Annotated in this window: 29 protein-coding genes and 1 pseudogene; 20 read left to right on the forward strand and 10 right to left on the reverse strand. The window is 63.6% G+C overall.

What is annotated here, in order from left to right; genetic code table 11:
- Positions 1–6: 6 nt before the first annotated feature.
- The 10 genes and pseudogenes from infC (at position 7) to AC07UC_RS02255 (ending at position 7,660) form a co-directional block, all read left to right on the forward strand.
- Positions 7–543 (forward strand): translation initiation factor IF-3, encoded by a 537-nt coding sequence (gene infC / locus AC07UC_RS02210; RefSeq protein ID WP_010912915.1) that lies wholly within the window; start codon positions 7–9, stop codon positions 541–543.
- A 224-nt stretch (positions 544–767) separates the two neighbouring features.
- Positions 768–1,394, forward strand: a complete 627-nt coding sequence (locus AC07UC_RS02215; RefSeq protein ID WP_140770291.1) for a methyltransferase family protein — start codon at positions 768–770, stop codon at positions 1,392–1,394.
- A 182-nt stretch (positions 1,395–1,576) separates the two neighbouring features.
- Complete coding sequence (gene rpmI, locus AC07UC_RS02220) at positions 1,577–1,780, forward strand: 50S ribosomal protein L35 (RefSeq protein WP_006201248.1); 204 nt, start codon at positions 1,577–1,579, stop codon at positions 1,778–1,780.
- Positions 1,781–1,873: 93 nt separating this feature from the next.
- Positions 1,874–2,275, forward strand: coding sequence for a 50S ribosomal protein L20 (gene rplT / locus AC07UC_RS02225; protein ID WP_006201247.1), 402 nt, complete (start codon positions 1,874–1,876; stop codon positions 2,273–2,275).
- A gap of 255 nt (positions 2,276–2,530) precedes the next feature.
- A complete protein-coding gene (gene pheS / locus AC07UC_RS02230; protein ID WP_494903778.1) occupies positions 2,531–3,628 on the forward strand; it encodes a phenylalanine--tRNA ligase subunit alpha in 1,098 nt (365 codons plus the stop codon).
- Positions 3,625–4,047 carry an ASCH domain-containing protein gene (locus tag AC07UC_RS02235; RefSeq protein ID WP_140770295.1) on the forward strand — a complete coding sequence of 141 codons (423 nt, stop codon included), beginning with the start codon at positions 3,625–3,627 and terminating at the stop codon, positions 4,045–4,047. Before pheS ends, AC07UC_RS02235 begins: the two co-directional genes overlap by 4 nt.
- Before the next feature lie 7 nt (positions 4,048–4,054).
- Positions 4,055–4,129: pseudogene (locus AC07UC_RS02240) on the forward strand (tRNA ligase subunit PheS family protein); the annotation flags it as partial.
- A 17-nt stretch (positions 4,130–4,146) separates the two neighbouring features.
- A complete protein-coding gene (locus AC07UC_RS02245; protein WP_140770296.1) occupies positions 4,147–4,569 on the forward strand; it encodes a GFA family protein in 423 nt (140 codons plus the stop codon).
- The gene (pheT, locus tag AC07UC_RS02250; protein ID WP_494903779.1) at positions 4,566–6,974 is read left to right on the forward strand and encodes a phenylalanine--tRNA ligase subunit beta; all 2,409 of its coding nucleotides are present in this window, start codon (positions 4,566–4,568) and stop codon (positions 6,972–6,974) included. The genes AC07UC_RS02245 and pheT overlap by 4 nt, the downstream gene beginning before the upstream one ends.
- 83 nt (positions 6,975–7,057) lie before the next feature.
- Positions 7,058–7,660, forward strand: coding sequence for a nucleotidyltransferase family protein (locus AC07UC_RS02255; protein ID WP_494903780.1), 603 nt, complete (start codon positions 7,058–7,060; stop codon positions 7,658–7,660).
- 229 nt (positions 7,661–7,889) lie between these two features.
- Here AC07UC_RS02255 and AC07UC_RS02260 read toward each other — a convergent pair whose 3' ends face one another.
- Complete coding sequence (locus AC07UC_RS02260) at positions 7,890–8,885, reverse strand: aldo/keto reductase (protein ID WP_494903782.1); 996 nt, start codon at positions 8,883–8,885, stop codon at positions 7,890–7,892.
- Positions 8,886–8,981: 96 nt separating this feature from the next.
- Here AC07UC_RS02260 and AC07UC_RS02265 point away from each other — a divergent pair, with 96 nt between their 5' ends.
- The 9 genes from AC07UC_RS02265 to dapA all read left to right on the forward strand — a co-directional run bounded on the left by AC07UC_RS02265 (position 8,982) and on the right by dapA (position 16,289).
- On the forward strand, positions 8,982–9,872 hold the full coding sequence (locus AC07UC_RS02265) for a LysR family transcriptional regulator (RefSeq protein WP_202324930.1): 891 nt from the start codon (positions 8,982–8,984) through the stop codon (positions 9,870–9,872).
- Positions 9,873–10,030: 158 nt separating this feature from the next.
- Positions 10,031–10,603 (forward strand): cytochrome b, encoded by a 573-nt coding sequence (locus AC07UC_RS02270; RefSeq protein ID WP_494903783.1) that lies wholly within the window; start codon positions 10,031–10,033, stop codon positions 10,601–10,603.
- Positions 10,604–10,670: 67 nt separating this feature from the next.
- The gene (locus tag AC07UC_RS02275; protein ID WP_494903784.1) at positions 10,671–11,246 is read left to right on the forward strand and encodes a YceI family protein; all 576 of its coding nucleotides are present in this window, start codon (positions 10,671–10,673) and stop codon (positions 11,244–11,246) included.
- 289 nt (positions 11,247–11,535) lie between these two features.
- Positions 11,536–12,522: a Gfo/Idh/MocA family protein gene (locus AC07UC_RS02280; protein ID WP_494903786.1), complete on the forward strand. Its 987-nt coding sequence runs from the start codon at positions 11,536–11,538 to the stop codon at positions 12,520–12,522.
- A 77-nt stretch (positions 12,523–12,599) separates the two neighbouring features.
- Complete coding sequence (locus tag AC07UC_RS02285; RefSeq protein ID WP_494903788.1) at positions 12,600–14,258, forward strand: FAD-binding dehydrogenase; 1,659 nt, start codon at positions 12,600–12,602, stop codon at positions 14,256–14,258.
- Between the two features lie 201 nt (positions 14,259–14,459).
- Positions 14,460–14,651 (forward strand): hypothetical protein, encoded by a 192-nt coding sequence (locus AC07UC_RS02290; protein WP_202324934.1) that lies wholly within the window; start codon positions 14,460–14,462, stop codon positions 14,649–14,651.
- Positions 14,652–14,667: 16 nt separating this feature from the next.
- The gene (locus AC07UC_RS02295) at positions 14,668–14,889 is read left to right on the forward strand and encodes a hypothetical protein (RefSeq protein ID WP_494903790.1); all 222 of its coding nucleotides are present in this window, start codon (positions 14,668–14,670) and stop codon (positions 14,887–14,889) included.
- Between the two features lie 37 nt (positions 14,890–14,926).
- On the forward strand, positions 14,927–15,496 hold the full coding sequence (locus tag AC07UC_RS02300) for a hypothetical protein (protein WP_494903791.1): 570 nt from the start codon (positions 14,927–14,929) through the stop codon (positions 15,494–15,496).
- Positions 15,384–16,289 carry a 4-hydroxy-tetrahydrodipicolinate synthase gene (gene dapA / locus AC07UC_RS02305; RefSeq protein ID WP_494908881.1) on the forward strand — a complete coding sequence of 302 codons (906 nt, stop codon included), beginning with the start codon at positions 15,384–15,386 and terminating at the stop codon, positions 16,287–16,289. Before AC07UC_RS02300 ends, dapA begins: the two co-directional genes overlap by 113 nt.
- 435 nt (positions 16,290–16,724) lie before the next feature.
- Here the strand turns inward: dapA and AC07UC_RS02310 are convergent, their stop codons facing one another.
- The 7 genes from AC07UC_RS02310 to bcoG form a co-directional block, all read right to left on the reverse strand.
- Positions 16,725–17,654 carry an alpha/beta hydrolase gene (locus AC07UC_RS02310; protein WP_494903792.1) on the reverse strand — a complete coding sequence of 310 codons (930 nt, stop codon included), beginning with the start codon at positions 17,652–17,654 and terminating at the stop codon, positions 16,725–16,727.
- Between the two features lie 124 nt (positions 17,655–17,778).
- Positions 17,779–18,561 (reverse strand): carnitinyl-CoA dehydratase, encoded by a 783-nt coding sequence (locus AC07UC_RS02315; RefSeq protein WP_140770321.1) that lies wholly within the window; start codon positions 18,559–18,561, stop codon positions 17,779–17,781.
- Entirely contained in the window at positions 18,554–20,632 is a 2,079-nt protein-coding gene (locus tag AC07UC_RS02320; protein ID WP_494903793.1) for an acetate--CoA ligase family protein, read from the reverse strand. The genes AC07UC_RS02315 and AC07UC_RS02320 overlap by 8 nt, the downstream gene beginning before the upstream one ends.
- A gap of 85 nt (positions 20,633–20,717) precedes the next feature.
- Positions 20,718–21,881, reverse strand: a complete 1,164-nt coding sequence (locus AC07UC_RS02325) for an acyl-CoA dehydrogenase family protein (protein ID WP_494903794.1) — start codon at positions 21,879–21,881, stop codon at positions 20,718–20,720.
- Positions 21,882–21,885: 4 nt separating this feature from the next.
- Entirely contained in the window at positions 21,886–22,980 is a 1,095-nt protein-coding gene (locus AC07UC_RS02330) for a carnitine 3-dehydrogenase (protein ID WP_140770327.1), read from the reverse strand.
- Positions 22,977–23,606 (reverse strand): HD domain-containing protein, encoded by a 630-nt coding sequence (locus tag AC07UC_RS02335; protein WP_140770329.1) that lies wholly within the window; start codon positions 23,604–23,606, stop codon positions 22,977–22,979. Before AC07UC_RS02335 ends, AC07UC_RS02330 begins: the two co-directional genes overlap by 4 nt.
- A gap of 17 nt (positions 23,607–23,623) precedes the next feature.
- Positions 23,624–24,541, reverse strand: coding sequence for a 3-dehydrocarnitine:acetyl-CoA trimethylamine transferase BcoG (bcoG, locus tag AC07UC_RS02340; RefSeq protein ID WP_056570308.1), 918 nt, complete (start codon positions 24,539–24,541; stop codon positions 23,624–23,626).
- 136 nt (positions 24,542–24,677) lie between these two features.
- Between bcoG and AC07UC_RS02345 the strand changes: the two genes are divergently transcribed.
- Positions 24,678–25,658: a GlxA family transcriptional regulator gene (locus AC07UC_RS02345; RefSeq protein WP_140770332.1), complete on the forward strand. Its 981-nt coding sequence runs from the start codon at positions 24,678–24,680 to the stop codon at positions 25,656–25,658.
- Here the strand turns inward: AC07UC_RS02345 and AC07UC_RS02350 are convergent.
- Together AC07UC_RS02350 and AC07UC_RS02355 are read right to left on the reverse strand one after the other, a co-directional pair.
- Complete coding sequence (locus AC07UC_RS02350; RefSeq protein WP_140770334.1) at positions 25,655–25,858, reverse strand: hypothetical protein; 204 nt, start codon at positions 25,856–25,858, stop codon at positions 25,655–25,657. The genes AC07UC_RS02345 and AC07UC_RS02350 overlap by 4 nt on opposite strands.
- 176 nt (positions 25,859–26,034) lie before the next feature.
- On the reverse strand, positions 26,035–26,514 hold the full coding sequence (locus AC07UC_RS02355) for a GNAT family N-acetyltransferase (RefSeq protein WP_202324939.1): 480 nt from the start codon (positions 26,512–26,514) through the stop codon (positions 26,035–26,037).
- Positions 26,515–26,516 lie beyond the last annotated feature (2 nt).

Consider the following 26,516-nt stretch of genomic DNA (forward strand, 5'->3'; position numbering starts at 1 on the left):
ACGACCATTCGCAGACCTTTCAAAGCAGCGGCGCCGACCAAGGATGGGCCGCGCTCCAACCGTGACATCCGGGTTCCCCGGGTCCAGCTTATCGACGCCGAAGGCCAGAACCGCGGCGATGTTTCCATAAACGACGCATTGCTGCTCGCCGAAGAGGCTGGGCTCGATCTCGTCGAGATATCGCCCAATGCGGTGCCGCCCGTCGTAAAAATTCTCGATCTCGGCAAGTTGAAATACGCCAACCAGAAGAAGGCAGCCGAGGCGCGCAAGAACCAGAAGGTCATCGAGATCAAGGAGATCAAGATGCGCCCCAACATCGACAGCCATGACTACGAGACCAAGATGAAGGCGGTTCGCCGCTTCTTCGAGGAAGGCGACAAGGTCAAGCTGACGCTGCGCTTCCGTGGCCGCGAAATGGCGCATATGGAGCTCGGCATGCAGCTCCTCAACAAGGTCCGCGAAGAAGTGGCGACCATCGCCAAGGTCGAGGCGGAACCGAAGCTCGAAGGCCGCCAGATGATGATGGTGCTGGCGCCGCGCTAGGCGGATATTTTGCGGAACCTGCCTGGATCACGATAAGGTTAGGCGCCGTCATCACGCTCTAAATCCGCCTGAATTGTGCTACAGGGCGTCCCGACGATCGGCGGGACGCCTGTTTCTTGGCGAAAGCTGCGATCGCCGGCTTTGTTTTTATGCATGTCGTCCTCCCAGAATCGGGGCCACTTTTGGACGATTTGCGATAGGCTCCTCGACGATCGGATACCCCCTTGGACAATGAAGTGAAATACGGGCTGGGCAACTACCAGCAGATGCGCCGGCTGGTGCTTGCCGTGCTTGTGGTGGTGCTGTTTCTGGCACTGCTGTTTGGCCAGTCGACCTTCCCGCCGGACACGCCGGTGCATGAATCGATCGAGATGTTCGGCGTGCTCTTGATTTTCCTCGGCATTGTCGGACGCCTTTGGGCGACGCTCTATATAGGCGGGCGCAAATCCTCCGAAGTGGTGACGGGCGGGCCTTATTCGATCACCCGCAATCCGCTCTACGTATTCTCGACCGTGGCCGCGGCTGGTGTCGGCGCCCAGATCGGCTCGTTCTCCGGCATTGTTCTCTTTGCGCTGCTCTGCGCCGGGGCCTTCCACATCGTGATCCTGCGCGAGGAGAAGTTCCTCAAGGAAGCGCTCGGCGCGCCGTATGCGGCCTATCTGGCGCGGGTACCGCGCTTCTTCCCGAAGCTTTCCCTCTACCAGGAGGGCGATACGGGCAGCTTCAAGCCGCGGCTGCTGTTGACCACGCTGCTCGACGGCCTGGTGTTCCTGATCGCGCTGCCGGCCTTCGAACTGATCGATGGCGCCCAGCAGTCGGGCATGCTGCCGGTGTGGTTTACGCTCCCCTGACAGAAGACAGAGCGTCGCACGGCCTCGGGTGTTGCGTACAAGTCCTGTTTGACGTATAGGACCGCCGTTCAAGAAAACCGCCCGGCAGGGCATGCCGTGGCGGTTTCATTTGCTTTTCGGGCTTTGGTCAGCCCGGAGCGAACAAGAAGCGCGATAGTGCGCCAACAATACGGAGTAGCAAAATGCCCAAGATGAAGACCAAGTCGGCCGCCAAGAAGCGGTTCAAGATCACAGGTACGGGTAAAGTCCTGTCGGCTGCGGCCGGCAAGCGTCACGGCATGATCAAGCGTTCCAACAAGTTCATTCGAAATGCCCGCGGCACGATGGTTCTGGCTGAACCGGATGGCAAGAAGGTCATCAAGAATTTTCTGCCGAACGGCCTCTAAGGCATTCGGTCCGGACACGCAGTAGTTTTACGCAATTCCGAACGGAAAACCGCAAGACACTTTTCCTGGAATTGCTTTTAAGGAGATCATGACATGGCACGCGTAAAAAGAGGCGTCACCTCGCACGCCAAGCACAAGAAGGTCCTGAAAGCCGCCAAGGGCTTCTACGGCCGTCGCAAGAACACCATCCGCATCGCCAAGCAGGCGGTGGAAAAGTCGCTGCAGTACGCTTACCGCGACCGCAAGAACCGCAAGCGCTCGTTCCGCGCGCTGTGGATCCAGCGCATCAACGCCGCGACCCACGAGCATGGCCTGACCTATGGCCGCTTCATCGACGGCCTCAACAAGGCCGGCATCGAGATCGATCGCAAGATCCTGTCCGACATGGCCATCCATGAGCCGCAGGCTTTCGCCGCGCTCGTGGCCAAGGCCAAGGTGGCGCTCGAATATCTGAAGAACACCACGCCGAACGCTTTTGAAAGCGCTGTCGCCTAGAGCATGATGCCAAAAAGTCTATGACTTTTTGGACAACATCATGCTCCAGGGAAATTAGCGAGGAGCACGATCTTTTCCGAAAAGTCTGCAACTTTTCGGGATCGGGCTCCGAGCCCAGCGCTTCCCAAGCATTCGCAATTCTGATTTTGGGGAACCCGCGCTGGCACGGCTGGCGCGGGTTTTTCTTATGCCTGATGTAACCAAATTGGTGACACGCCCGGTGATGGCGGGTTGCCCGACCGAGAGAGCTTCGCCGTGAACGCCACTGCTGGAAATCTTGAAGCCCTGGAAGATTCACTTCTGGCCGACATCGCATCGGCCGCCGACGAGCCTGCCATCGAGGCCGTGCGCATCGCTGCCTTCGGCAAGAAGGGCACCGTGTCCGAGATGCTGAAAACGCTTGGCGCCATGACCGCCGAGGAGCGCCAGATCAAAGGCCCTGTCATCAACGGCCTCAAGAACCGCGTCACCGAGGCGCTGACGGCCCGCAAGGCCGAATTGAAGGACGTGGCGATCGCCGCCCGCCTTGCCGCCGAAAAAGTCGACGTGACGCTGCCGGTGCGGCAGTCGCCGGCCGAGCGCGGCCGTATCCATCCGATCAGCCAGGTCATCGACGAGATCGCCGCGATCTTCGGCGATCTCGGCTTCGCCATCGCCGAAGGTCCCGATATCGAGACCGACTATTACAATTTCACCGCGCTGAATTTCCCCGAGGGACATCCGGCCCGCGAGATGCATGACACCTTCTTCTTCCAGCCGGACGAGAAGGGCGAGCGGAAGCTTTTGCGCACCCATACCTCGCCGGTGCAGATCCGCACCATGGAGAAGCAGAAGCCGCCGATCCGCATCGTCATTCCTGGAAAAACCTACCGCCAGGATTCCGACGCCACGCACTCGCCGATGTTCCATCAGGTCGAGGGGCTGGTGATCGACAAAACGGCCAACGTCGCCAACATGAAGTGGGTGCTGGAAGAGTTCTGCAAGGCGTTCTTCGAGGTGCCATCGGTCAAGATGCGCTTCCGGCCGTCCTTCTTCCCGTTCACCGAGCCCAGCCTCGAGGTCGACATTCAGTGCGACCGCTCGCGGCCCGGTGAAGTGCGCTTCGGCGAAGGCTCCGACTGGATGGAGATCCTCGGCTGCGGCATGGTGCACCCCAATGTGCTGCGCGCCGGCGGGCTCGATCCCGACGAATACCAGGGCTTTGCCTGGGGCATGGGCATCGATCGCATCGCCATGCTGAAATACGGCATGCCGGACCTGCGCGCCTTCTTCGACGCGGACGTGCGCTGGCTGTCGCATTACGGTTTCCGGCCGCTCGATATGCCGACGCTGTTTGGAGGCCTCAGCCCGTGAGCGGAGCCGCCGATCCCTATGCGGACGCTGTGACCTTCCGCTTCGGCGACAGCCCGGAGCTTGCCGACGAGTTGTTGGCGCTGGTGCTGTCGGGGCGCAAGACGGCAACCTGCGGCGCATTGCGAGATTATGGCGGCGCCGAGCCCGTTCCGGAGGTCGGGCGCCGGGATGTCGTGCTCGATGGCAGCGGCCGGCGCACCGCGGTGATCGAGACGGTCGAGGCGATCGTGCGGCGTTTCGATGAGGTCGACGCCGACTTTGCCCGCGACGAGGGCGAAGGCGATTTGAGCCATGAATACTGGCGTGACGCCCATCGCGCCTATTTCGAGCGCAATGGCGGATTTGCGCCTGACATGAAACTGGTTTGCGAACGCTTCCGCCTGGTCGAAGTGTTCGCTGAAGAAGACGCGAAAGTGTGAGAGGATGAACGAGTATCAGGGCATTGCCTGGAGCACGGGCATCGACCGCATCGCCATGCTGAAATACGGCATGCCGAAGCTGCTCTGGGGCCTGAGCGCATGACAGCGCCCCACAATGGCGGCTGTCGCTGCGGCGCCGTGCGGTTCGAGGCTTCGGCTGAACCGCACCACGTCAGCTATTGCCATTGCGGCGATTGCCGGCGGGCCAGCGGCGCGCCGGTCTCCGCTTTTGTCGGCTTCCCGGCCAGCCAGGTGGCGTTCACCGGCAAGGCGCTGAAGATGTTCGAGAACGGCCCGGTGACGCGCTCCTTCTGCGGCGTCTGCGGCTCGCCCATCGCCTATGTCGACGAGCGGCTGGAAGACGACATCTACTTCATGCTCGGCGCCATGGACGCGCCGGCCGATTTCAGACCGACGCTGCATGCCTATGTCAGCGAGCAGCTTCCCTTCCTGCATATGTCCGACGACTTGCCCAGACATCTGAAAACAAGCGTCAAAAGACCAGACGGAACAGTCCCATGAAATTCACCCTCTCCTGGCTCAAGGATCATCTCGAGACCGACGCCTCGCTCAACGAGATCGTCGAGCGGCTGACGTCGATCGGGCTTGAAGTCGAGCATGTCGACGACAAGTCGAGCCTGAAACCCTTCGTCATCGCCAAGGTGCTGACGGCTGTGCAGCACCCCGATGCCGACCGGCTGCGCGTGCTGACCGTCGATACGGGCGACGGCAAGGCACCCGTGCAAGTGGTGTGCGGTGCGCCGAACGCCCGCGCCGGCTTGATCGGCGCCTTCGCCGCGCCCGGCACCTATGTGCCCGGCATCGACGTGACGCTGACGGTCGGCAAGATCCGTGGCGTCGAAAGCCATGGCATGATGTGTTCCGAGCGCGAACTGGAACTGTCGGACGAACACAACGGCATCATCGACCTGCCCGAGGATGCGCCTGTCGGCACCAGCTTTGCGTCCTACGCGCATCTCGACGATCCGGTGATCGAGATCAATCTGACGCCGAACCGGCCCGATGCCACCAGCGTCTACGGCATCGCCAGGGACCTGGCGGCGAGCGGGCTCGGCACGCTGAAAAGCGCTGCGGTCGAAGCGATCCCCGGCAAGGGCGAGACGCCGGTCAAGGTGGTGATCGAGGCGCCGGAGCTTTGCCCCGGCTTCGCCTTGCGCCTCGTGCGCGGTGTCAAGAATGGCCCATCACCGAAATGGCTGCAGCAAAGGCTGATCGCCATTGGCTTGAGGCCGATCAGCGCGCTGGTCGACATCACCAATTACGTCACCTTCGATCGCGGCCGGCCGCTGCATGTGTTCGATGCCAGGAAGGTTGCCGGCAATCTCGTCGTGCGCCGCGCGCGCGACGGCGAGAAGGTGATGGCGCTCGATGGCCGCGAATACACGCTGACATCAGACATGTGCGCCATCGCTGATGACAACGGCATCGAATCGATTGCCGGCGTGATGGGCGGCGAACATTCCGGCTGCGACGAGAACACGACCGACGTGCTTATCGAATCGGCGCTCTGGGATCCGATCACCACCGCCCGCACCGGCCGCACGCTCGGCATCATCACCGATGCGCGTTACCGTTTCGAGCGCGGTGTCGATCCTGAATTCATGGTGCCCGGGGTCGAGCTGGCGACCAGGCTTGTGCTCGATTTCTGCGGCGGAGAGCCGGCCGAGACCGAGGTCGTCGGTTATGCCGGCCACAAGCCCAAGATCGTCTCCTTCCCGCTGTCGGAAGTGACGCGGCTGACCGGCATCGAAGTGCCCAAGGCGGAAAGCCTCGACATCCTGTCGCGTCTCGGCTTCAAGCCGCAGGGCTCCGGCGATGTCGTCGATGTGGCGGTGCCGTCCTGGCGTCCCGATGTCGACGGCAAGGCGGACCTGGTCGAAGAGGTGATGCGTATTCACGGCGTCGACAACATCGAGCCACAGCCGCTCGGCGCGCATGACGCGGTCAATTCCAAGATCCTGACCACGCTGCAGGTCCGCACCCGCACCGCCAAGCGCGCGCTTGCCGTGCGCGGCATGATGGAAGCCGTCACCTGGTCGTTCATTCCGGCCAAGCATGCCGAACTGTTCGGCGGCGGCCAGACGGCGCTGAAGCTCGCCAACCCGATCGCAGCCGACATGTCCGACATGCGGCCGTCGCTGCTGCCGGGGCTGATTGCAGCCGCCCAGCGCAATGCCGACAAGGGTATTGGCGACGTGGCGCTGTTCGAGGTGTCGGGCATCTATGAGGGCGACGGCGCCGACCAGCAGCGGCGCGTGGCCGCCGGCGTGCGCCGCGGCACCGCCAAGCTCGACGGCTCGGGCCGCAACTGGGCCGGCAATTCGGGTCCGGTCGGCGTGTTCGACGCCAAGGCCGATGCAATCGCGGCACTGGAAGCCTGCGGCGCGCCGGTCGACCGGCTGCAGATCGAGGCAGGCGGCCCGTCCTGGTACCATCCCGGCCGCTCCGGCACGATCAAGCTCGGGCCGAAGACCGTGCTCGGCACGTTCGGCGAGTTCCATCCCAAGACGATGGAAGGGCTCGATGTTTCCGGGCCGCTCTGCGGCTTCGAAGTGTTTGTCGACGCCGTGCCCGAGCCGAAGGCCAAGCCGACCAAAACCAAGCCGAAGCTGGAGCTCTCCGCCTTCCAGGCGGTGAAGCGCGACTTCGCCTTTGTCGTCGACAAAGCGATCGAGGCCGGCACGCTGGTGCGCGCAGCACTTGCCGCCGACAAGAAGCTGATCACTGGCGTTTCGGTCTTCGACATTTTCGAAGGCGCGGCGCTCGGCGAGGGCAAGAAGTCTATCGCCATCGAAGTGGCGATCCAGCCGGTCGAGAAGACGCTGACCGACGAGGATTTCGAGGCGCTGGCCAAGCGCATCGTCGAGAATGTCGGCAAGCAGACGGGCGGGGTTCTGCGCGGCTGAGGCGATCGCGGGGAAAGTGCCTAGCGGTTTTCCCACCGGAATTACGGATTGCGAGCAGATGGCGAATCGTCCTCCAAAGGGCGATGGACCACCTGCGCTATTCCGGGCTGCCGTTCGAAGCACAATGCGAGGCGTTTCTCGACATCGTATCGGGGGATCCGCTGATCCACGAAGCCCTGGCGCGTGCCCGCATGCTGGCTTTGCCGGACTGGCTGGTGGTTTCCGGCGCACTCTACAACAGCGTCTGGAACCATTTGACCGGCAAGCCGTCGGGTTACGGCATCAGGGATGTCGACCTGTTCTATTTCGACAACAGCGACCTGTCCTATGAGGCCGAGGACGCTGTCATCCGCCGAGCGGCGCGGCATTTCGAGGGGCTGGCGCTGCCGGTCGAAGTGCGCAACCAGGCGCGGGTGCATCTGTGGTATCCGCAGAAATTCGGCCAGCCCTGCCCGCGCTATACGAGCGCGAGCGAATCCATCAGCCATTTTGCCTCGAAGACGCATGCGGTCGGGGTGCGCTACGATGCCGGCAGGCGGCTTGAGCTGGTGGCGCCATTCGGGCTCGACGATGTCTTTTCGTTCCGCATCACGCCGAACCGGGTGATGGACAACCAGCGGACGCATGAGGCGAAGGGGGCGCGGGCGAGGGAGTGCTGGCCGGAGATTACGGTGGTGGCTTGGTAGGGACGCAGACATAGAAAAATGTCGGCGCGAGGCGCCCCCCTCTGTCCTGCCGGACATCTCCCCCACTTGGGGGGAGATCAGCAGTTTCGGTGCCCCGTCCATTTCTCCAACGTCGGCGATTGGCGAAAGCCGAGCCGGCATCCAATCTCCCCCCTCGTGGGGGAGATGTCCGGCAGGACAGAGGGGGGCGCTGTCCCGCCAGCGTCTCAAAACAAGCTGATGCTAAAGGTCACCCATTCACCAGTGCCAGCAGCTCCTCGGTGTAGCGGTTGCCAACAACCTTATCCGGCGACAGCGCGTCGCCAATCGCAGCCACTTCAGCCGCACTCAACTCGATCCCCGCCGCCGCCGTGTTCTGCTCGAGATGGCGGATTTTTCGCGCACCCGGGATCGGGACGATGAAATCGCCCTGGTGCAGCACCCAGGCGAGCGCCAGCTGCGCGGAGGTCACGCCCTTTTCAGCCGCCATCCTTTCCAGCGTGGCGACCACCTTGGCATTGGCTTCCATGGCCTCGGCCTGGAAGCGCGGCAGGGTGCGGCGCCAGTCGCCGTCATCAAGCGTTTCGGGCTTGGCGATGGTGCCCGTCAAAAGGCCACGACCGAGCGGACTGTAAGGGACGAAGCCAATGCCGAGTTCGCGGCAGACGGCGAACACTTCCTCTTCCGGATCGCGGCTCCACAGCGAATATTCGCTCTGCACCGCCGCGATCGGATGCACGGCGTGTGCCCGGCGGATGGTCGTCGCATTTGCCTCCGACAGGCCGAGCGCGCGGACCTTGCCCTCGCGCACCAGCTCGGCCATGGCGCCGACCGTGTCCTCGATCGGCACGTTGGGGTCGACCCGGTGCTGGTAGTAGAGGTCAATGACATCGGTGCCCAGCCGCTTCAGCGAGGCCTCGGCCACCGCCTTGACGTGCTCGGGGCGGCTGTCGACGCCGGCCATGCGGTCGAGGCCCGTGCCTTCCTCCAAAATCTTGAAGCCGAATTTCGTCGCAATCGTCACTTTGTTCCGCACGGACTTCAGCGCATTGCCGAGCAGGATCTCGTTCTCGTAGGGGCCGTAGACTTCCGCCGTGTCGAAGAAATTGACGCCGATCTCGACGGCGCGATGCAAGGTGGCGATCGCCTCGGCCTCCGGCTGGCCGCCATAGGCGAAGCTCATGCCCATGCAGCCGAGGCCTACGGGATAGACGCTCAGTTCAGTTCCTAGTTTGCGGGTTTGCATCAGGCATCTCCTTGCTGTGATGCGACAGAGATAGCGCCTTGCCTTATGTTCGATAATCGTCTCTCATTTGCACAGGCTGTTCCAAGAAATAGATCAATGAACCGAGCGCATCTCTCACAGCTGGCTGTGCTGGCGACGGTCGCCCAATGCGGCAGCTTTCGTGGCGCGGCCAGGGAATTGGCGATCGCGCCGTCGGCCGTCAGCCATGCTGTATCCAGCCTGGAAGCGCGGCTCGGCGTGCGGCTCTTGGCGCGCAGCACCCGCAGCGTCGCGCCAACGGAAGAAGGCGCGCAACTCCTGGAGCGGCTGCGGCCGGCCCTATCCGAGATCGACCTGGCGCTGGAGACGGCGGTCGAATCGCGTGAGCGGCCGGCCGGAAACCTGCGGCTCAGCGTGCCGCGCACGGCAGCGCATCTGGTGCTGACGCCGCGGCTTGGTGCCTTTGCATCGGCCTATCCCGACATCGTGCTGGAAATCGTCATCGAGGATCGCTTCACCGATGTTGTCGAAGGTGGCTTCGACGCCGGCGTGCGGCTCGGCGAGAGCCTGCAGCGCGACATGATCGCGGTGCGCATCGGACCGGACATGCGCGGCGCGGTGGTCGGCGCGCCATCCTATTTCGCGGCCATGCCGAGACCGCATCATCCGCGCGACCTTGCCGACCATCGCTGCATCCGTTTCCGCTTCTCCAGCGGCATCCTCTACCGCTGGGAATTCGAAAAGGGCGGCGAAGAAATCGAGATTGCCGCGCAAGGGCCGCTGATCCTCGACGAGGACCATCTGATCGCGCAAGCGGCGGTCGACGGCGCCGGGCTCGCCTTCGTCTTCGAGCCTTATGTTCGCGCCCCGCTCGCCGACGGCAGGCTGATCCGCGCGCTGGAGGACTGGTGCCCGTCTTTCGAAGGCTTCTTTGTCTATTATCCCAGCCGCCGGCAGATGCGCCCGGCGCTGAGGGCGTTTGTGGATTTCTTCAAGGTGAGTGGGTAGGGAGCGCCCCTTACCCTCCCCCTTGTGGGGAGGGTCGATCCGCGTAGCGGATCGGGGTGGGGGTCTCGTAGAGCGCTGCCCCACCCCATCGCTTCGCGCCGACCCTCCCCACAAGGGGGAGGCTGGAAGAAAGCGCAACTCAGCAACGTTCTTCTCCCATGCAAACCTCCATCACCAACACGCCAACCCGCTACGGCTGGGCGACGATCCTCCTTCACTGGCTGATCGGGATCATCTTCATCGGCCAGTTCGTGCTCGGCTTCATCATGGTGCGATTGACCAGCCAACGCGCCGCCTTCGAGCTGATCCAGTTGCACAAATCCCTTGGCTTTCTGCTGCTTGGCCTCATCATCCTGCGCATCGCCTGGCGGCTCGGCAACGTGGCGCCGCCCTTGCCGCGTTCGGTCGGCGCGCTGGAGCGGCGTACGGCGCCGCTCGCGCATCTGGCGCTCTATGTCTTCCAGGTCGCCTTGCCCTTGTCAGGCTGGGCGCTGGTTTCGGTGTCGACGCTGGAAATTCCGACCATGCCGTTCAACCTGTTCGTAATGCCCAACCTGCCTTTGGCGGAATCCGACAGCGCGGAAAGCTTCTGGGCGGCGGCGCACTGGTATCTCGCCTACGCCGGCATCGCGCTTGTCGCGCTGCATGCCGCCGCCGCCCTGCGCCACCACTTCCTGCTGCGCGACAGCGTGCTCAGGCGCATGATCACGCCTTCGTCAGGCAGGGAATAGAGCGGGCGGTTCGCTCGTTTGTGGGGTGAGGACGCAAAAGCGTTGCCTCCAGGAAAGGATCAATCCCATGCATGCGCGCATCCTTGGATACGCGGCTCTTGCCGCATGCCTAGCCATGCCCGCCACTGCTGCGGTGGCGCTGAGTGACGCCGCCGGCAGCTACACGATCAATCCGGCAGGCTCCAGCATCCGCTTCACCATAGGCAAAGCCGGTGGCGGCGGCTTCGATGGCGCCTTCTCCCGCTTCAAAGGCACGATCCGCATCGACAACGGAGATATCGGCCATTCCAAAGTCGATCTAACCATCTATCCGGAAAGCGTTGGTACCGGCCAGAGCCGTATCGATGCCTTCCTGCGCTCCGACGCGGTGTTCGATGCGGCCAACAGCCCGGAGATCCAGTTCCGTTCGACCAGCGTGACCCGCACCGGCGATACATCAGCCCTGGTCACCGGCAGGCTGACGGCACGCGGCAAGACGTTTCCGGAAAAATTCACGGCCGAACTCGACGGCTTGAAAGGCGGCACGATAAAATTCCATGTCACCGGCAAGGTGCTGAGGTCACGCTACGGCATGGATGTCGGCACGCCGCTCTATTCCAACATCGTCGATTTCGACATGACGCTGACGGGCAAGCGGGGGTAGTTCTAATTTGCGCATCCTCCGGGTTCGTCATCCTAGGGCGAAGCAAGGAGCGAAGCGACGCGCGCAGACCCCTGGAGTTGCTCCGCAGCCCAAGGGATCCACTCCGTGACGCTAAGGCGTTGCAACGGTTACAGAATTCTGCACCGCTGCATTTACGTGATAGGTCACGGCATGGATCCTCGGGTCAAGCCCGAGGATGACGAAGGCGCTTTGTGATCCGCGTCCGCGATTGGCTTTTCTCCGAAATTGGGGCACACCTCCATCGATATAATCGAGATGGAGAAGCGTCATGTTCCGATGGGGTGTGTTGTCGACGGCCAAGATCGGCCGCGAGCATTTGTTGCCCGCAATGGTCGAGGCGGAGAATGGTGTGCTTTCGGCGATTGCCAGCCGCGACCTGTCGAAGGCCAAGGCCCTGGCCGAGCGATTTGGCGCGCGCCATGCGTTCGGCTCCTATGAGGAACTGCTCGCTTCCAAGGACATTGACGGCGTCTACATTCCGCTGCCGACATCGCAGCATGTCGAATGGACGGCCAAAGCGATCGAGGCGGGAAAACATGTGCTGGTCGAGAAGCCGCTGGCGCTCGACGCCAAGGACATTCTCCCCCTGATCAAGCTGCGCGACCAGAAGAAGGTGCTGGTCTGCGAGGCCTTCATGGTCATCTACCATCCGCAATGGATCAAGGTGCGCGACCTTATCGCCGGCGGCGCCATCGGCCGGCTGCGCCATGTGCAAGGCGCGTTCTCCTATTACAATGTCGACCCCAACAACATGCGCAACCAGCTCGATCTCGGCGGCGGCGCGCTGCCCGACATCGGCGTCTACCCGACAGTGTCGACGCGGTTTTCGACCGGCAAGGAGCCTAGCCGTGTCCAGGCGACGATCGAGCGCGACAAGAAATTCGGCACCGACATCTATTCCTCGATCCGCGCCGATTTCGGCGATTTCGAACTGTCCTTCTATCTGTCGACGCAGATGGCGGCGCGCCAGGTGATGGTGTTCCACGGCGAGAAGGGTTTCATCGAGGTCTTTTCCCCGTTCAATGCCGGGCTCTATGACCATCACCGCGTCGAATTGCACAACCAGAACCACACCGAGGCGCAAGTGTTCCGCTTCCCCGGCACGCAGCAGTACCGGCTGGAGGTCGAAACTTTCGCGCGAGCGGCGCAGGGCGGCAAGGAACGTGTTTTCACCCTGGAGGAGTCCGTGCTCAACCAGAAGGTCATCGATGCCATCTTCCGCGCCGGCGGCAAGGACGGCTGGGAGGCCGTCTAACTCCGGTTTGACGCAATTCCGGACGGAAAACCGGTTACACCTGGAATTGCGTTAGCCGGCTAATTCTGGGAGGAGAGATGGCTGACGACGCGGACGTGATCATAGTCGGTGCCGGCCTTGCCGGGCTGGTTGCCGCCGCCGAGCTTGCCGGGGCCGGCAAGAAGATCGTCATCGTCGACCAGGAGCCGGAGCAGTCGCTCGGCGGCCAGGCGTTCTGGTCGTTCGGCGGCCTTTTCCTCGTCGATTCACCCGAGCAGCGGCGCATGCGCATCCGCGATTCGCACGATCTGGCGCTCGATGACTGGATGGGCACCGCCGCCTTCGACCGGCCGGAGGATTTCTGGCCGCGCAAATGGGCGGAGGCCTATGTCGGTTTCGCCGCCGGCGAGAAACGCTCCTGGCTGATCGAGCGCGGCCTGAAATTCTTTCCTGTCGTCGGCTGGGCCGAGCGCGGCGGCGGCAACGCCATTGGCCACGGCAATTCAGTGCCCCGCTTCCACATCACCTGGGGCACCGGCCCCGGCGTGCTCGAACCTTTTGTGCTGCGCGTGCGTGAGGCGCAAAAGCGTGGATTGGTCAGCTTCAGGTTCCGCCACCGCGTCAATGAACTGACGCTGACAGGCGCTGTCGTGACCGGTGTGCGCGGCGATATCCTTGAGCCGAGCGCGGTCGAGCGCGGCCACAAGAGCTCGCGCGAGGTATCAGGCGAATTCGAGCTGCATGCACAAGCGGTGATCGTCGCTTCCGGCGGCATCGGCGCCAACCATCAGCTGGTACGGGAAAACTGGCCCAAGCGATTGGGTGCCGCGCCGAAACGCATGATCACCGGGGTGCCGGACCATGTCGACGGCCGCATGCTGGCGATCACCGAGGCGGCCGGCGGTTCGATCATCAACCGCGACCGTATGTGGCACTATGTCGAGGGCATCAGGAACTGGGCGCCGATCTGGACCGAGCACGCGATCCGTATCCTGCCCGGCCCGTCGTCGCTATGGCTCGATGCCAAGGGAAAACGCCTGCCGGTGCCGCTCTATCCCGGCTTCGACACGCTGGGCACGCTCAGCCATATCATGAGCACCGGCTTCGACTATTCCTGGTTCATCCTGACCAGGAAAATCATCCAGAAGGAGTTCGCGCTGTCGGGCTCCGAACAGAATCCGGACCTGACCGGCAAGAGCTGGCGCCAGGTGCTCGGCCGCGCGACATCGGGCATTCCGGGTCCGGTGAAAGCCTTCATGGAGAGGGGCGAAGACTTCATCGTCGAGGCCGATCTTTCGAAACTGGTCGCGCGCATGAACGCGCTGGCCGGCGGCGAGCCGCTGCTCGAGCTTGCCCAGGTCGAACGCGAGATCCGCGCCCGCGACAGGCAACTCGACAATCCGTTCTCCAAGGACATGCAGATCACCGCGCTGCGCGGCGCCCGCGCCTATCTCGGCGACAAGCTGATCCGCACGGCCAAGCCGCACAAGATGCTCGACCCGGCGAACGGCCCGCTGATCGCGGTGCGGCTCAACATCCTGACCCGCAAGACGCTGGGCGGCCTGCAGACCGATCTCGACAGTCGCGTGCTGGGCGCGGATGGCCAGCCGGTCGCCGGTCTCTATGCCGTTGGCGAGGCCGCCGGTTTCGGCGGCGGCGGCGTGCATGGCTATGCCGCGCTTGAAGGCACGTTCCTCGGTGGCTGCATCTTCTCCGGCCGCAGCGCAGGCAGGGCGGCGGCTGCATCGCTGGCGTGAACGGCGCCAACGTGGCCTGTTTTTCCAGCTCGGGCTCTTATACGTCCGGGCGATAAACATATGACTTTTTTATATTTTTCAGATTTCGTCCGCCTCGAATACAAATGCCGATGCTTTTATCTTTCCGAGTGCAGCCGGTGCTGAGCCGCTGCAGGCGGCCGTCACCTTGTGGCGGCGGTACCAGAAAGAAGGAAGTCTTCGATGTTCCTCTCAGACGGGCTCTATCTGCCCACTCATCGTCCGCTGCCGGCGTCGCAGATCGAACAGATGAAGCGTGCGACCAATAACGAGCGCCGGCCGGGCAGCCTGGTCGCGCCGTTCACACCGACATGGTGGCTGCTGGTCGTCGGCGCCGTGCTGGCCGCCGCCGCGATCGCCGCCCAGCTTTCCTGAGAAGCGGGAGATGACCATGCAAACTACCCCCATTTCTTCTGACGGAAACGCCGTCCACCGCTTCGTCGTTGGGCGCGATGGCGAAGGCCATTGGATCGCTCGCGACGAAGAAGGCCTGACCGGCGGCGTCTTTGCCGACAGGAATTCCGCTGTCCGTTTCGCCACGATGGAGAGCGGCCATCGGGCCGGCGCGATACGCTTCGCCCCGGCAAGCGTGCGGCTTTCCCTGTTCAACTGATCCGCGCCAGTTCCGAACTGACCGGAACGATCTGGCCATGGACAATTCCAACACCATTGCTGGGCCCAACGGCGCCGATCTCGCCGGATTGCTCGATCGCCTCCCGCATGTCGGCAGGCTGCTCGAACACCAACTCTGGGAGGCGGCACGCGCCCTGCCGCTCGACAGATCGTCCCGTCAAGGCAGGCGATTTGCCGGTCTGGTCGAGGCTGGCGCCACGCTCGACGCTGTCCTCCTGCTGATCGCCGTGTCGAAGCCGGAACGTTCGGTATCGGCCATCAGCAAGATCGGCGAGCGCTGGTTCTGCTCCATTCAAATCACATCCGCGGGAACAACGGCCGAAGCGGACCACATCGATCTGGCCGCAGCGCTGCTGTCGGCCCTGCTTTCCTCGCATCTCGAAAAGACGGTGCCTTCAGAAATTCATCCAGGAGACTTTGATTGCCATGACACCAGAACAAGCCCGAATGCGCCTGACCGGAGCGATGACCGCGCTGGTAACGCCGTTCACCGACGGCGAGGTCGATCTGAAACAGCTGACCGCGCTGTTGCGCTGGCAGATCGAACAAGGGATCAACGGGCTGGTCCCATGCGGCACCACAGGTGAGGCCCCCACCCTGTCGTGGGAGGAGCGCCTCGACATCATTGCGCTGTGCGTGAAAATCGCCGCCGGCAGGGTGCCGGTCATTGCCGGCACAGGCACGAACAGCACCGAGACGACAATCGCCTTGTCGACAGCCGCGGAGGCCTTTGGCGCCGATGCCGCTCTCATCGTGACGCCTTACTACAACAGGCCAAGCCAGGAAGGGATCTTTCGCCATTTCGAGGCGGTCGCCAGAAAGGTCAGGATACCGATCATCGTCTACAATGTGCCGGCGCGAACCGGCGTCGACCTGTCCGAGGAGACGATCGGACGCCTGGCGCAGATCCCAACCATTGTCGGCATCAAGGACGCAACCGGCGATGTGAGCCGGCTATCCACTCTTCCGGCTGTGCTCAGGCGCCGCTTCATCTGCCTCTCCGGCCACGACGCGACGTCGTTCGGCTTCAACACGATGGGCGGCCGTGGGACGATCTCGGTGGTCTCCAATGTCGCGCCGCGACTGTGCGTCGAGATGCATGATGCATGCAGGCAGGGCGACCACCACACCGCCCGGGCCATCCATCACCGCTTGCGGCCGCTGATCGCGGCACTGGAGCTTGAGAGCAATCCGGTGCCGGTCAAATACGCGCTGAGCCTGGCGCTGGGCATGAGCCCCGATGTCCGTTTGCCGCTGACTCCGGTTCGTCCTGAAACCGAGACCGCGATACGCGAGGCAATGCTGGCCCTGAGCGGGAGCATCGCCGGCAGCGTGCAATCAAGACCGGTGCCGGCCTCGCCTGTGCAGTGGCGGCCTTGACGAAGGCGCCTTGCTGTCAACGGCATAAACCAGCCCCGGCTGGACGATCCATTCCCCGGTGCGGAGCGCTTCGACATCGAAGCGCCCGCTGCGGTCGCGGGGTGCAACGCCGACAAAACTGTATTGCAGTCCACTCGCATCAACGACGATATCGGCGATCGGATGATCTGCGAGCCGCCCGATGATTGTTCCTTTTTCCCTGAGGTTTGCCAGGACGAAATACTCCGTCGGCACCCTTTGGCTGGCCCCTGAGGTCAGCCAGGCTGAATGTGATTTCATGGTTGTCTGAAGCCAGTTTGTTGATCGGGCCTCAGTCAGGCAGCGGCCCGCAACTACATAATCGCTGGCGGCATAGGAATTCGAGAGGGGGTTTCGGCCTGAATTATATACGCCGCATAAGTCCTGGCGGTTCGTGACGAAAGCCAGCCACCAGCGTCAGGCGCCCCGTCCGAGCGCAGCGGTCGCGTCGACGATCCGCGTGAAACTTTCGCGAGCGCGACCGACCGTGTGCCGGGCCCTGAGGTAGCCATGCACCAGACCCGGCTCCTCGAACCAGGTGGCCCGCCCGCCCGCCGCGATAATCCGGTCACGATAGGTCTCGCCGTCGGACGACAGCGGATCGCACTGAGCGGTGATCAGCACCGTCGGCGGCAGGTTGGCGAAGTCGGTGTCGGCCAGCGGCGAGAGTGTTACGTCGCCAGCCCGGTCCGCGCCACCGGTGCGGATATGCTTGTAGAATTCGAGATCGCGCATGGTCAGCATCGGCGCCTCGGCATGCGTGACATAGGAACCCTTCGAGCGGTCACCGCCAAGGCCGGGATAGATCAGCACCTGGCCCACCGGCCGTTTCGCGCGGCCGCGCGTGGCGTGCGCAACGGCGGCGCAGAGATTGCCGCCGGCACTGTCGCCGCAGAGCAGGATGGGTCGGTCGCGGGTGGACGCAACCCATGCGAACGCGCTCATCGCGTCGTCGAAGGCGGCCGGATGCAGATGCTCCGGCGCCAGCCGGTAGTCGACCGAGACAACCTCGTAGCCGGTGCGGGCGCAGAGCTCGGCGCAGACATCGTCATGGCTGTCCAGCCCGCCAAGGATGAAGCCGCCGCCATGGATGTAGAGCACTGTCGCCGCCGGTTGCGGGGCGCTTCGGTAGATGCGGATCGGGATGTCGTGCGTGGGCGTTTCAATGGCTGAGGTTTCAACCACCACGCCCTCGGGATAGCCGGCAAAGAATTCCCGGCACATGCGGTCATAGATCTCACGCTGCTCAGAGATCGTGTAGTCAATCGTATCGGGCGGATAATAGGAATTGGTCCGCTCGATGAAGGCCCAGGTCTCGGCGTCGATGAGTTTTGTGTAGTCGGTCATGGAACTCCTTTACCTCTCCCTTGATGGGGGAGGTCGCCGCGGAGCGGCGGGTGGGGTTGGCGGCGCTTCATCCCACCCCGGACCTTCGGCCCGACCCTCCCCATCGAGGGGAGGGTAAAGTGGCTCACTTCCCCTTCCACACCGGATCGCGCTTTTCGGCGAAGGCGCGGAAACCTTCCATATTGTCTTCGGAGCCGTAGAGCGCATCAACCGTTGCCAACTGGCGGCGCGTCACCTTGTTCATGGCGTCCTGGAAGGTCAGCGCTTCGGCCACGCGTGCCGTCTCCTTGATTGCCGCAAACACCAGCGGCGGACCGCTGGCGAGCAGGCGGGCGATCTCCCAGACGCGGTCCTCGAGCTTTTCCTTGGGCAGCACCTCGTTGACCAGGCCCCAACGATGCGCTTCCGCCACATCCATCCAGCGGCCGGTGAGCAGGAGGTCCATGGCGACATGGTAGGGGATGCGTTTGGGCAGCTTGATCGTCGCCGCATCGGCCAGCGTACCGGCGCGGATTTCCGGCAGCGCGAAGGAAGAGTGATCGGCGGCGTAGATGAGGTCGCAGGACAGCGCCAGTTCGAAGCCGCCGCCAACCGCCATGCCGTTGACGCAAGCGATGACCGGCTTGTTCAAGTCGCGCAATTCCTGCAGCCCGGCAAAGCCGCCCACGCCATAATCGCCGTCGACCGCATCGCCGCCGGCGGCGGCCTTCAGATCCCAGCCGGCGCAGAAGAACTTGTCGCCAGCGGTCTTGACGATGGCGACGCGCAGTTCCGGATCGTCGCGGAACGCCTTGAAGGTTTCGCCCATCAGCCGCGACGTCTTCAGGTCGATAGCATTGGCCTTGGGCCGGTCGAGCGTGACCTCGAGGATCGAGCCTTCGCGGCGGGTCGAAATGACGTCAGACATTCTTGTTTTCTCCCAGCACCAGCAACGCGTCGGCGATCCAGGCGCCCTTGCCTTCGACGCAAACGATCAGCGGGTTGATGTCGAGTTCCTCGATCTCGCCGGCATTCTTCTGCACAAAGCCGGCAATTCCCGCGATGGCGTCGATGGCGGCCGCGACGTCGGCCTTCGGCCGGCCGCGATAGCCTTCGAGCAGCGGGAACAGCTTCAGGCCGCGCAATGCCGCCTCGATGTCGTCGCGGGTCGCCGGCAGCATCAAGGTGACGCTGTCGCGCAGCAATTCGACCAGAACGCCGCCGGTGCCGAGCGTCATGACCGCGCCGAACATCGGATCGCGGGTGAAGCCGACAATCAGCTCGGCAACACCGTCGCGCACCATGCGTTCGACATAGAGGCCGGTGCCGAGCGGAAGCAGATCATGCGCCGCCGTGCTGACGGACTCAGCGTCCTTGAGGTTGAGCCTGACGGCGCCGACCTCGGATTTATGAGTGACGCCCAGTGCCTTCAGGGCGACGGGGAAGCCGAGCGCCATCGAGGAAATCACCGCCTCGACCGCATTGCCGGCACGCTCGCCCTTCGGCACGGGAAGCCCGGCCTTGATCAGCCGCGCCTTGGCTTCGGCCTCGTCAGGCGTGACATGCTCGCCATCGGCGGCACCGGCAGCTGACGTGTCGACCGGCTGCGCCTGCGGTTCGGCCCATGCCCAGCCGATGAAGGCCGCCGCGCCGGCGGCATCCATCGCCTCGGAAATGCCGAACAACGGCACCATGCCGCGCGCCATCAGTTCGGCGGTGTATTCCTCGGGCAGGTTTTCCGGCAGCGAGGAGACGATGGCGCCGTGCGCCTTGTTGGTCTTCAGTGCCGATTCGAAGGCGCGCAGCGTCGCCCACCAGTCGGTGACCGAGCAGCGGTCCGGACGCGGGAAATCGAGGACCAGCATGTTGAGATCGAAGCCGCCCGACACCATGGCGGTAAAGGTGGCGGTCATCGCCGGTTCGTTGTTCCAGATGAAGGTGTGATAATCCAACGGGTTGGCGACCGCGACCAGCGGCCCAAGAGTCGATTTGACATGGGCGCGGTGCTGTTCCGTCAGGACCGGGAAGTTGACCCAGCGCCCTTCGGCGCTGTCGGCCATGACGGAAGCCTCGCCGCCCGAGCAGCTCATCGACGACAGTTTGTATCCCGGCAGCGGACCGGTGATGTGCAGCAGCTTCAGCGCCTCGATGAAGGCCGGGATGGAATCGACGCGGGCAATGCCGAGCCGCCTCAGAAAGGCGCCCGAAGCCGCATCCGAGCCGGCGAGCGAGGCAGTGTGCGAGACGGTCGCCTGCCGCGCCTGTTCGGAGCGCCCGACCTTCATGGCGATGATCGGCTTCTTCAGTTCGCGCGCGCGTGCCGCCAAGCGTTCGAAGCCGGCTACCGAGTCAAAAGCCTCGATGTGCAGGCCGAGCGAGGTCACCCGCTCATCCTCGATCAGGCCGAGCGCCATTTCGGACAGACCGGTCTGCGCCTGGTTGCCTGCGGTCATCAGGAAGGCGATCGGCAAGCCGCGCTTCTGCATCGTCATGTTGATGGCGATGTTGGAGGACTGGGTAATGATGGCGACGCCCTTGCCGCCCTCTTCGAGCCTGATGCCGCCATGCTGGTCGGGCCACAGAAGCGCGCCGTCGGCATAGTTGATCAGGCCGTAGCAGTTCGGGCCGATGATCGGCATCTGGCCGGCGGCCGCGACCAGCTCGGCCTGCAGCCTTTCGCCGTCATCGTCATAGGCCTCGGTTTCGAGGAAGCCGGCGGCAAAGCAGACGGCGCCACCAGCGCCGCGTTCGGCCAGCGCCTTGACGACCTCGATGGTCAGATGGCGGTTGACGCCGACAAAGGCGGCGTCCGGCGCGCCGGGCAGATCCGCGACGGACCGATAGGCCTTGCGGCCGGCAACCTCGTCCTTGGTCGGATGCACCGGCCAGATTTCGCCGGCAAAGCCCATCTTGATCGATTGCGCGACGACGGCGGCGGCCTGCACGCCGCCGAAGACGGCGATGGATTTCGGGCGCAGGAGACGTTCGAGTTTATGCATGGTCATCTTTTCGTTTGAGCGCGATCCCAGGACAAACGATCTCGTTTGCCCGACAAAACCGAATCCCGGCTTGGGCGATCATGCTCTAAGCTCCGAACGGACGCAGCAGCGCCCGCGAAATAATATGTCGCTGAATCTCCGACGTGCCTTCCCAGATGCGCTCGACACGGGCGTCGCGCCAGATGCGTTCCAGCGGCAGGTCGTCCATCAGCCCCATGCCACCATGGATCTGGATCGCTTCGTCGGCGACGTAGGCCAGCATTTCAGTGGCCTTCAGCTTGGCCATGGCCATGTCCTGGTCGGTGACGGAGCCCTGATCGTACTTCCAGCCGGCTTCGAACACCATCAGGTCGGCGGCTTTCAGTTCGGTCGCCATGTCGGCGAGCTTGAACGACACACCCTGGAACTTGCCGATCTGCTGGCCGAACTGCTGGCGCTGCGCGGAATACTCGATGGCGTGGCCGAGCGCCCGCTCGGCCCGGCCGAGACAGGTGGCGCCAACCTGCAGGCGGGTAGCGCCCAGCCAGGAATTGGCGACCTCAAAACCCTTGTGCACTTCGCCGAGCACCTGGCTCGCCGGCAGCCGGCAATCGTCGAATTCGAGGATGGCGTTGGTGTAGCCGCGATGCGAGACATTGCGGTAGCCGTCGCGTACCGTGAATCCCTTGGTGCCCTTGTCGACAAAGAAGGCGGTGATCTTCTTGCGTTTGCCGCGCGGCGAATCTTCTTCGCCCGAAGCCATGAACACGATGGCGAAATCCGCGAGATCGGCGTGGGAGATGAAGTGCTTGGTGCCGTTCAGCACCCAATCGTCGCCATCCTGCACCGCGGTCGCCTTCATGCCGCGCAGGTCCGAGCCGGCGCCCGGCTCGGTCATCGCCAGGCAGTCCCACTTCTCGCCGCGAATGCACGGGAACAGATATTTCTCGCGCTGTTCCGGCGTGCCGGCGAGCAAGATGTTGGAGGGACGCGCCACGCAGGTCCAATGCAGCGCGTAATTGGCGCGGCCGAGTTCCTTTTCGTAGAGCAGCCAGGTCACGGTATCCAACCCCGCGCCGCCGACATCGGCCGGCATGTTGGCGGCATAGAGACCGGCCTCGATCGCCTTGGCCTTGATTTCCTCGATCAGCTCACGGCGCAGCACGCCGGTGCGCTCGACCTCGCGTTCATGCGGGTAAAGCTCGTTCTCGACGAAGGCGCGCGTCGTCTCGACAATGAGCTTCTGTTCCTCCGACAGCCCGAAATCCATGGTCTCAGCCTTTCTTCTTTTTCTTCGGCTTTTCCGCCTTCTTCACCGGCTTGGAGGCCTTGGCCTTTTCGGCAGCCTTCGAGGCCGCCGGCTTCTTCGCCGCCAGCTTGGCCAACTGCTTGGTATAGTCCTTGTGCAAGGCGCCCGCGCCCCAGCCCTTGCCCTTGTTCTGCTTCGACAGCGCATCCATGATCGCGACCAGATTGTCGTCGCGGATCTTTTCCAGTTCGCGGATCGACAGGCCGTGCGCCTGATCGTCCGACTGGGTGGCGATCAGGTCGACCAGCTCATCGTTGAATTCGGGCACGTCCATGAGCTTGGTCCATGGCCATTTGAGGCACGGCCCGAACTGGGCCATGAAGTGCCGCATGCCGGCCTCGCCGCCGGCGACGCGATAAACCTGGAACATGCCCATCTGCGCCCAGCGCAGGCCGAAGCCGTAGCGCATGATGTCGTCGAGTTCCTCGACCGTGCAGATGCCGTCCTTGATCAGCCACAGCGCTTCGCGCCATGCCGCTTCGAGCAGGCGATCGCCGACGAAGGCCTCGATCTCCTTGCGGATGACGACCGGCTTCATGCCGATCGAGGCATAGATCTCCTTGGCGACCTCGATCGCCTCGGGGAAGGTCTGATCGCCGCCGACGATTTCGACCAGCGGCAGGAGGTAGACCGGGTTGAACGGATGGCCGACGACCAGCCGCTCCGGGTGCTTCTTCATCGCCACCTGCATGTCGGTCGGCTTGATGCCGGAGGTCGAAGAGCCGACAATGGCGTTGGCCGGCGCATGGGCGTCGATCTCGGCCAGCACCTTGTGCTTGAGGTCGAGCCGTTCCGGCACGCTTTCCTGGATGAAGTCGGCATCGGCCACCGCCTCGGCGATGGTCTTGGCGAAGGTCAGCTTGCCCTCTTTCGGCAAGCCGCCGGGCACCATCTGCTTGTAGGCGCGGCGCGCGCCCTTCATCACTTCCGATACCTTGCGCGAGGCCTCCGGGTCCGGATCGAAGATCGACACATCGATGCCGTTGAGCAGCAGCCGCGCCACCCAGCCGGCGCCGATGACACCGCCGCCTATGGCGGCCGCCTTGTTGATGATGCTCATGCGGAAGCTCCGGTTCTTGTCCTGGCTGTTTGGGGATCGATGAGAGGCACGCGCTCGCCGGCGCGGATCACCGCGGGGTCGTAGGCCTTGCGGGCGAAGACTTCGAGCACGAAGGGCCGAAAGAAGTCGATCGGCAGCGTCTCGTAATCGGGATCAAAGCTCGACTGGTCCCAGCGTTCGCAAAACTGGTCGCAGTCGTCGAAATAGGCATGGCCGGCGAAGCGGTCACGCGCATGGCGGTTGCCGCCGAGATGGTGGGCGTAATAGAGCCGCTGGAAGTCGCCGTGCTTTTCCACCACCCAGGTGCATTGTTCGCGCACGAAGGGTTTCAGGATCGAAGCGGCGTATTCATCATGATTGTAGGGCGCGTAGATGTCGCCGATATCGTGCAGCAGCGCGCAGGCGATCCAGTCGGTGTCGGCGCCGTCGCGCCAGGCGCGCGTCGCCGCCTGCAGCGAATGGCCGAGCCGGGTGATCTTGTAGCCGGACAGGCCTTCGTCGAGCTGCACCAAGGCGTCGAGCAGCCGCTCACCGGTCCTGGCGGCATAGTCGATTTCATGGGCGGTCAGGAACTCGTAATCGTCCTTGTCGCCATCCTTCATCGCGGTGAATTTGACGGTTGTCATTCTCGACGCCCTCCAAACTATGCCGCGATCGGCGCCCGCTTGGTCAGGTTGAGCTTCTTGCGCACTTCCTCCGGCCCCAGAATCCGGGCGCCGAGATTGGTGACGATGCTGGCGGCGCGCTCGACCAGCTGCGCATTGGTCGCGAGCACGCCCTTGTCCAACCACAGGTTGTCTTCCAGCCCGACGCGGACATTGCCGCCGGCAAGCACCGCGGCCGCTGCATAGGCCATCTGGTTGCGGCCGATGGAAAAGGCCGACCAGTTCCAGGTCGACGGCACGTTGTTGACCATGGCCATGAAGGTGTTGAGATCGTCCGGCGCGCCCCACGGCACGCCCATGCAGAGCTGCACCAGCGCGTCGGGGTTGAGCACCTTTTCCTCGACCAGCTGCTTGGCGAACCAGAGATGGCCGGTGTCGAAGGCCTCGATCTCGGGCTTGACGCCGAGCGCCGTCATCATGCCGCCCATGGCGCGCAGCATCCCGGGCGTGTTGGTCATGACATAGTCGGCTTCGGCGAAGTTCATGGTGCCGCAGTCGAGCGTGCAGATTTCCGGCAGGCACTGGCGCACATGTTCCATGCGGTTGGTGGCGCCGCCCATGTCGGTGCCCTTTTCGTTGAGCGGCAGCGGCGCTTCCGGCGAGCCGAAAACCATGTCGCCGCCCATGCCGGCGGTGAGGTTCAGGATGACGTCGACATCTGCCGCGCGGATGCGCTCGGTCACTTCGCGGTAGAGATGCACATCGCGGCGGGGCTTGCCGGTCTCGGGGTCGCGCACATGGCAGTGGACGATCGCGGCACCGGCCTTGGCCGCGTCAATGGCCGAATCGGCGATCTGCTTGGGCGAACGCGGCACATGCGGGCTGCGATCCTGCGAGCCGCCGGATCCGGTCACGGCACAGGTAATGAAGACCTCACGGTTCATCGCAAGCGGCATGGAATTCTCCTCCCAGTTCGAACAGCCATGCATGTCGCCCAAAAGTGGGAACCGGTTTTGGGGCAACGACATGCACAGGGACCCGCGTAACATTGCGCGACTTGCGGGAGACTGCTTTGCGCTTTACGAAGGCCGCATGATAAAAAGCGAAAAGACGACAATCTTTCGTGCCGAGCAGTCGCCGCTCAAGGTCACATTGCTGGTGTTTTCCGGGGCGTCCATCATGTGCGTGGCATGCGCCGTCGATCCGCTGCGTGCCGCCAACCGCATCGCCGGCGAAACCCTGTTCGACTTCAAACTGGTTTCGGTGACCGGGGAGGCACCGGTCACGACATGCGGCCTGCCCGTGGCGGTCAGCGGCCGGTTCGATGCGACGGAGCCAACCGATGTCCTGGTCGTGGTCGCGGGCTTCGGCACGCAGAACTATGCCACGTCGGCCTTGCTCGCCGGCCTGCGCCGCGCGGCGCGGGCTGCTCGCGCCTGCGGCGGCGTCGAGGCGGGCACATGGCTGGTGGCGCGCGCCGGCCTGCTGGAGGGGCGCAGCGCCACCACCCATTGGGAAGACATGGAGGATTTTTCGTCCGCCTTTCCCGGGGTCGACGTGCGCCCCGACCGATACATCATCGATGGGCCGGTCTTCACCACCGGCGGCGCGTCACCGACGCTGGACCTGATGCTGCACCTGATCCGCACCCGGCTCGGCATGGCCGTGGCGCTGGATGTGGCAAGCGCGTTCATCTATGACCAGGCGCGGGTGGCGACCGATGCGCAGCCGCTGGTCTCGCTTGGCCGGCTCGACGGCTACGATCCACGCCTGGCGCAGGCCATCCGGCTGATGGAAGCGCATGTCGACCAGCCGCTCACCATAGAAGCCATAGCCAAGCGTGCCGGCGTGACGGCGCGGACCCTGGAAAGCATTTTTCGCAAGTCGATCGGCGAGACGCCTGGCGCTTATTATCTGAGACTGCGCCTTGGCGCGGCGCGCAGGCTGGTGGTCGACACCAGGGTGGCGATGGCGGATATTGCCGGGCGGACGGGATTCTCATCCGCCGCGGCATTTTCCAGAGCGTTTTCAAGAGCATTTGGCGAAGCCCCGGTCAGGCTTCGTCGGGGTTAGGCCGCGTTCTGACGATCGGTGCCAGCGTCGATCTGTGAGCGCATCTGCCTCACAAGACGGACTTCAAAGCGGCTGCTGACGGCGCGATCCCATTCATTTTTCACGTCGTCGGTCGGCCGCGGCAGCGCCATCAGCCGGTCGATGATCGATCCGGTCTCACCGGATGAGAGCAGGGCGTCGATTTCGCGTTCGTGCTGCATATCGGTTCGCCTCCTTCCTTTTCACCCGCCACAAGGTCCCTTTTATACGAGATACGTGACGGCAGTTTGAAGGCAAGAGCGAGGTCATTGAGGGGCACCCAGGGGCAAAACCTTGTCGTCGAATGAGCGCTTTGGCGCAAAGCCGTTCCGCACGCCAAAATCCGAATCAGGTGACGTCAGCCCAGCCGCTTCTCGAACAGCACGGTGGTGAAACCACTGTCCCATTCGTCATCCGGATAGCGGTCTTTTTCGACATAGCCGACCGCCTTGTAGACATTCTGGGCGCGCTCGTTGAACGTGTCGGTCTCGAGCCGCGCCTGGCGGAATCCGGCAGCGCGGATAGCCTGTTCGGCGTGCGCCAGCAGCTTGCCGCCGACGCCCTGGCCCTGGCGGCTGACCCTGACATGCAAAGCCTCGATGAAATCGCCGCGCCAATGGATCAGGCCGGCAATCTCGCCATCGATCTCGGCAATGGTGAATTCCGGCCAGCTCTCCTCGACATAGTGCCCGCCAAGATCGGTCTCGACATAGCGTTGCGCCGATGCCTGGGTGATGTGCGGTAGCCAGGTGCCCTCGAACGTCTCCCGCAGCACCTTTTTGAGAGCCACGAGATCGCTCAGCCGTGCCTTGCGTACCGTGATCGGCCCGTTAGCCATTG

This window comes from Mesorhizobium sp. GW821-FHT04C10, assembly GCF_059420305.1.

What these genes read in the sequence shown, in the direction of transcription:
- rpmI (WP_006201248.1), top strand. Translation starts at nt 1,577, where the DNA reads ATGCCCAAGATGAAGACCAAGTCGGCCGCCAAGAAGCGGTTCAAGATC.
- rplT (WP_006201247.1), top strand. Translation starts at nt 1,874, where the DNA reads ATGGCACGCGTAAAAAGAGGCGTCACCTCGCACGCCAAGCACAAGAAG.
- AC07UC_RS02245 (WP_140770296.1), top strand. Translation starts at nt 4,147, where the DNA reads ATGACAGCGCCCCACAATGGCGGCTGTCGCTGCGGCGCCGTGCGGTTC.
- pheT (WP_494903779.1), top strand. Translation starts at nt 4,566, where the DNA reads ATGAAATTCACCCTCTCCTGGCTCAAGGATCATCTCGAGACCGACGCC.
- AC07UC_RS02255 (WP_494903780.1), top strand. Translation starts at nt 7,058, where the DNA reads ATGGACCACCTGCGCTATTCCGGGCTGCCGTTCGAAGCACAATGCGAG.
- AC07UC_RS02260 (WP_494903782.1), bottom strand. Translation starts at nt 8,885, where the DNA reads ATGCAAACCCGCAAACTAGGAACTGAACTGAGCGTCTATCCCGTAGGC.
- AC07UC_RS02265 (WP_202324930.1), top strand. Translation starts at nt 8,982, where the DNA reads ATGAACCGAGCGCATCTCTCACAGCTGGCTGTGCTGGCGACGGTCGCC.
- AC07UC_RS02270 (WP_494903783.1), top strand. Translation starts at nt 10,031, where the DNA reads ATGCAAACCTCCATCACCAACACGCCAACCCGCTACGGCTGGGCGACG.
- AC07UC_RS02275 (WP_494903784.1), top strand. Translation starts at nt 10,671, where the DNA reads ATGCATGCGCGCATCCTTGGATACGCGGCTCTTGCCGCATGCCTAGCC.
- AC07UC_RS02280 (WP_494903786.1), top strand. Translation starts at nt 11,536, where the DNA reads ATGTTCCGATGGGGTGTGTTGTCGACGGCCAAGATCGGCCGCGAGCAT.
- AC07UC_RS02285 (WP_494903788.1), top strand. Translation starts at nt 12,600, where the DNA reads ATGGCTGACGACGCGGACGTGATCATAGTCGGTGCCGGCCTTGCCGGG.
- AC07UC_RS02290 (WP_202324934.1), top strand. Translation starts at nt 14,460, where the DNA reads ATGTTCCTCTCAGACGGGCTCTATCTGCCCACTCATCGTCCGCTGCCG.
- AC07UC_RS02295 (WP_494903790.1), top strand. Translation starts at nt 14,668, where the DNA reads ATGCAAACTACCCCCATTTCTTCTGACGGAAACGCCGTCCACCGCTTC.
- AC07UC_RS02300 (WP_494903791.1), top strand. Translation starts at nt 14,927, where the DNA reads ATGGACAATTCCAACACCATTGCTGGGCCCAACGGCGCCGATCTCGCC.
- AC07UC_RS02310 (WP_494903792.1), bottom strand. Translation starts at nt 17,654, where the DNA reads ATGACCGACTACACAAAACTCATCGACGCCGAGACCTGGGCCTTCATC.
- AC07UC_RS02315 (WP_140770321.1), bottom strand. Translation starts at nt 18,561, where the DNA reads ATGTCTGACGTCATTTCGACCCGCCGCGAAGGCTCGATCCTCGAGGTC.
- AC07UC_RS02320 (WP_494903793.1), bottom strand. Translation starts at nt 20,632, where the DNA reads ATGCATAAACTCGAACGTCTCCTGCGCCCGAAATCCATCGCCGTCTTC.
- AC07UC_RS02325 (WP_494903794.1), bottom strand. Translation starts at nt 21,881, where the DNA reads ATGGATTTCGGGCTGTCGGAGGAACAGAAGCTCATTGTCGAGACGACG.
- AC07UC_RS02330 (WP_140770327.1), bottom strand. Translation starts at nt 22,980, where the DNA reads ATGAGCATCATCAACAAGGCGGCCGCCATAGGCGGCGGTGTCATCGGC.
- AC07UC_RS02335 (WP_140770329.1), bottom strand. Translation starts at nt 23,606, where the DNA reads ATGACAACCGTCAAATTCACCGCGATGAAGGATGGCGACAAGGACGAT.
- bcoG (WP_056570308.1), bottom strand. Translation starts at nt 24,541, where the DNA reads ATGCCGCTTGCGATGAACCGTGAGGTCTTCATTACCTGTGCCGTGACC.
- AC07UC_RS02345 (WP_140770332.1), top strand. Translation starts at nt 24,678, where the DNA reads ATGATAAAAAGCGAAAAGACGACAATCTTTCGTGCCGAGCAGTCGCCG.
- AC07UC_RS02350 (WP_140770334.1), bottom strand. Translation starts at nt 25,858, where the DNA reads ATGCAGCACGAACGCGAAATCGACGCCCTGCTCTCATCCGGTGAGACC.
- AC07UC_RS02355 (WP_202324939.1), bottom strand. Translation starts at nt 26,514, where the DNA reads ATGGCTAACGGGCCGATCACGGTACGCAAGGCACGGCTGAGCGATCTC.